Here is a 4,258-nt window from a genome sequence, read left to right as displayed (position 1 = left end):
CCTCCGGCGGCCGCCGGAGTGATGGAGAACACCACGTCGGAGGTCGAGGGCTTGGGCGTCCAGAAGGTCATCGCGACGTCGAGTCGCGACGGACGCTCGGTGCCGGTAATCTCCATGCGTCCCTTGCCGAGGCGCTTTCCCTCGTAGAGGAACACCGAGCCGACTCCGCTCGTGGGGCCCTCGTTGCTGGTCACGGTGGTCGGGTCCATCGTGGGGAACGGGTTCCAGTCGTTGAAACGGCCGAGCTCGTTGATGCGGTCGAAGACGGCTTCGGCGGGGGCGTCGATGTGCTCGACGACGTCGACGTATTGGCGAGGCATGGCGCTCACCCTAGTGGGTCGGCCGGTGGCGTGTCTGCGGGCGCGGTCGGCACGACCCCGCGCCGCGCGAGCGCAGCATCGACGACGAACCCGATCGCCAGCGCGACCACGATCGAGACGAGCACGGCGACGATCGGGCCGCCCGGCAGCAGCACCGCTGCGGCCGCCCCGATGAGCGCCTGATATGCCGCCCATCCGAGGGCGGCCGTTCCCGTCACGCCGAGATAGCGAGCGGCGGGCACGTGGGACGCCCCGGCGACGAGATTCACGGCGAGGCGGGCGAACGGGATGAACCGGGCGGTGAACACCACGGCCCCCGCGCGTCGGTGCAGTCGGGCCCGCGCCCAATCGAACGCCGCGCGGATCTTCGGCCGCTGCATCCATCGCCATCGATCGAGCCCGACCGTGCGCCCGATCAGGTAGCAGCACGTGTCGCCGGCGAATGCGGCGACAGCCGCGACCAGGATCACCGCGACGATGAACGGATGCCCCGTGGCCACCGCCAGCGCGCCGAACGCCGTCACCGCGGTCTCCCCGGGGAGGACCACCAGGAAGGCGTCGCCGAACACGAGCGCGGCCAGCAGGGGGAGCGCCCACGGGCTCTCGGCGAGCCCGGTCAGCCAGTCGTCGACCATCGGATGCCCACGATCCCAGGCGGGAGTCGACACGTCGGGGAACCCTCGGTGACCGGCGGTGGGAACCTGGGTGAACACTCGGCGATCGCGGCCGATTCGGGGCATCCGCGTGTCGTAGGCACCCCACCCTGGTGTCGTGAGAGTCGCGCTGGTCGCTGAATCCTTCCTCCCCCACATGAACGGGGTCACCGGCTCTGTGCTCCACGTGCTGCGGCACCTGGGCGAGGCCGGGCACGAGACCCTCGTCATCGCCCCGAAGGCGCCCGACACGATCGGCGCCGTCGATGCCGCCCGCACCGAGCTGCTGCGATCGGTGCCGATGCCCTCCTATCCGCAGGTGCGTCTCGTGTTCGCGCGGGCCGCCCGCATCGCCGGGATCCTCCGCGACTTCCAGCCGGACGTCGTTCACCTCGCATCGCCCTTCGTGCTGGGCTGGCAGGCGCTCGTCGCCGCCGACGGTCTGCACCTGCCGTCGGTCGCGATCTACCAGACCGACGTCGTCGCCTACGCCCGGAAATACGGCCTGCCGAAGGCGACCGCCCTCGTCGAAGGCCACGTCACACGCCTGCACCGTCGCGCGACCTCGACTCTCGCGCCCTCGACCGCCTCGATCGCACAGCTGAACGAGCTGGGCGTCGACCGGGTGCGGATGTGGGGGCGCGGCGTCGACGCCGAGCGATTCGCGCCCGAGCGGCGCAGCGATCTGTGGCGCGCGCGCACGGCCCCCGGCGAGCAGCTCATCGGCTACGTCGGGCGTCTCGCGCCCGAGAAGCAGGTGGAGGACCTGCGGGCCGTCGCCGACATCCCCGGCACCCGGCTCGTCATCGTCGGCGACGGGCCCTCGCGGGCGCAGCTCGAACGCGAGCTGCCGCGCGCGATGTTCCTCGGCCACCTGGGTGGCGACGATCTCGCCCGCGCGGTCGCGAGCTTCGACGTCTTCGTCCACCCGGGGGAGAGTGAGACCTTCGGTCAGACCATCCAGGAGGCGCTCGCGAGCGGGGTGCCGGTCGTCGCGACCGGGCGCGGCGGCCCGGTGGACCTCGTGCACTCGAGCCTCGACGGCTGGCTCTATCGGCCGGGAGACCTCGGCGACCTGCGCGCCCGGGTCGAGGATCTCGTCGGCGACGACGCAAAACGCCGCGCGTTCTCCCGGGCGGCGCGCGAAGGCGTGAGGGAGCGCACATGGAGCGCGCTCGTCGGCCGGCTCGTGCAGCACTACGACGAGGCTCGGGACATGCGACGCATCGATGACGCGCTCTTCGTGCGCGCCGCGATCCGCCCGGAGACCGTCGCACGCACGGCCCCCGCGCCGCATCCGATCGCGTGGCACCGCTACGTCGCCCTCGGCGACTCGATCACCGAGGGCCTGTGCGACACCTCCCGTATGCCGGCCGGGATGTACCGGGGCTGGGCCGACCGGCTCGCGATGCTGCTCGCGCACGGATCGGCGGGCGCCGCGCCGTTCCGGTTCGCAAACCTCGCGGTGCGCAGCCGCCGCGTGCGCGACCTCGAGACCGATCAGGTCACCCGAGCCCTCGGCCTGCGCCCGGACCTCGTGTCGATCCTCATGGGGGCCAACGACCTCGTCGGGCACGGCGCCGACCCGCTCGCGCTCGCCGCCCGCCTCGAGGCGCAGGTGCGTCGCCTGCGGGACGCCGGCGTCGACGTGCTGCTGGTCACTCCCTTCCTTCCGCGGCGCCGCGCGGCGCGGCTGTTCGCGCGACGGTTCGCCGTCTACGCCTCGGAGCTGCGGCGCATCGCCCGCGACACCGGGTCGATGCTGCTCGACACCGAGGCGCATCCGGCGCTCGGCGACCTCGACATGTGGGCCGACGACAAGGTGCACATGCGCTCCCGCGGCCACCGCTTCCTCGCGTACCGGGCGGCGGAAGCGCTGGGGGTGCCCGATGCCGAGGCGCTCGGCGGGCTCGATGCCGCACTTCACGCCGACGACGACGCCCCGGATCCGCACGGCTGGCTTCGCCGGCACGCGCTGCCGTGGATCTGGCGCCGCCTGCATGGGCGCACCGCGGGGGACGGGTTGTCGGCCAAGCACGACGACTACGTCGACCTTCCGGTCGGCGGTGACGGCGTGCGAGGCCGCGTCTGAGGCTCAGTACCAGCCGGTCGCCTGCGAGTGCGCCCACGCACCGCAGGGGGAGCCGTAGCGCGCGCTGATGTAGGCGAGGCCCCAATTGATCTGCGTGTTGCCGTTGGTGCGCCAGTCGGCTCCGGCGGTGGCCATCTTCGAGCCCGGCAGCGCCTGCGGGATGCCATACGCCCCGCTCGAGGGGTTCAGGGCGTTCGCCCGCCAGCCCGATTCGCGATTCCACAGCGACACGAGGCACGAGAACTGGTCGGATCCCCAGCCGTACGCCCCTATCGCGCCCCGGGCGTAGGCCTGCGCGCCGGCCGGATCGACGACGACACCGTAGTCGGTGCCGCCGGACGACCCGGAACCCGACCCGCCTGATCCCGCCCCGCCGGTTGACCCTGACCCGCCCGACCCGGACCCCGCCCCGCTCGACCCCGACCCAGACCCGCCGCTCGGTGCCGTCTGCGGCGGTTGCGCCGCGACCTGCTGCGCGAGCAGGTACTGCTGCTCGAGTGCGGCCGACGTGTTCTTCAGCGAGGCGAGCTGGGCGATGAGCGTCGCCTGCCGTGCGAGGGTGCGGCTGACGGATGCCGCATCCGCCGCCGCCGCGGCCTGCGCGGCCTGCGCGGTGGCCGTCGCCGCATCGGCCGCCTGCGCGCGAGCTGCCTGCGCGGCATCCGCCTGCGTGCGCAGCGTCGATGCAAGGCCGGCCGTGCGGGTCGCCTCGCCGAGCACGACCTGCCAGGTCGCGCCGAGGCGATCGAGCAGAGAGAGTCGGGAGAGCAGGTCGGTCGGGTCGGCGCTCGTCAGCAGCCGCGCGAGCACCGGGCCGTCGGTCTGCGTGCGGTAGAGGGTGGCTGCGAGTGTCGCGGCCGCAGTGGTGGCGCGGCGGGCCGCGGCATCCGCTGTCGCGCTCTGCGCCGCCAGGTCGTCGGCGCGCGCGGTCGCGGTCGCGAGCTCGGCGGCGGCCGCATCGGCGGCTGCCGTGGCCGTCATCGCCGCGGTCGAGGTCGCCGCCGCCTCCTGCTGCGCGCTCGCGAGGATCTGCTGGATCGTGGCGATCTCGGCCTGCGTCGCGGCCACCGATGACTTGGCCGCCTGCACCTGCGCCCACGTGGGATCGTTCTCCGCGCCGTCGGCCGCGGTCGGTGCGGAGATTCCCACCACGAGCCCGAGCACCGCGGCCACCGCGACCGCGCCGGCGCGGT

At 73.5% G+C, this 4,258-nt stretch carries 3 protein-coding genes and 1 pseudogene; 1 reads left to right on the top strand and 3 read right to left on the bottom strand.

Going from position 1 to position 4,258, the window contains the following annotated elements:
- Together ASG00_RS10640 and ASG00_RS10635 are read right to left on the bottom strand one after the other, a co-directional pair.
- Nucleotides 1-320: pseudogene (locus ASG00_RS10640) on the bottom strand (SRPBCC family protein); the annotation flags it as partial.
- A gap of 5 nt (nucleotides 321-325) precedes the next feature.
- Nucleotides 326-988, bottom strand: coding sequence for a DedA family protein (locus ASG00_RS10635; protein WP_235557450.1), 663 nt, complete (start codon nucleotides 986-988; stop codon nucleotides 326-328).
- 103 nt (nucleotides 989-1,091) lie between these two features.
- Here ASG00_RS10635 and ASG00_RS10630 point away from each other — a divergent pair, with 103 nt between their 5' ends.
- Complete coding sequence (locus tag ASG00_RS10630) at nucleotides 1,092-3,065, top strand: GDSL-type esterase/lipase family protein (RefSeq protein ID WP_056209414.1); 1,974 nt, start codon at nucleotides 1,092-1,094, stop codon at nucleotides 3,063-3,065.
- A 3-nt stretch (nucleotides 3,066-3,068) separates the two neighbouring features.
- Here ASG00_RS10630 and ASG00_RS15830 read toward each other — a convergent pair whose 3' ends face one another.
- The gene (locus ASG00_RS15830) at nucleotides 3,069-4,046 is read right to left on the bottom strand and encodes a hypothetical protein (protein WP_442922642.1); all 978 of its coding nucleotides are present in this window, start codon (nucleotides 4,044-4,046) and stop codon (nucleotides 3,069-3,071) included.
- Between the last annotated feature and the right edge of the window lie 212 nt (nucleotides 4,047-4,258).

This window comes from Microbacterium sp. Leaf351, assembly GCF_001423825.1.
Classification (GTDB): domain Bacteria; phylum Actinomycetota; class Actinomycetes; order Actinomycetales; family Microbacteriaceae; genus Microbacterium; species Microbacterium ginsengisoli.
This window is presented reverse-complemented; position numbering and strand designations above follow the sequence as displayed.

Excerpts from the sequence above, each read along its gene's own strand:
- ASG00_RS15830 (WP_442922642.1), bottom strand. The coding sequence starts at position 4,046 with ATGACGGCCACGGCAGCCGCCGATGCGGCCGCCGCCGAGCTCGCGACC.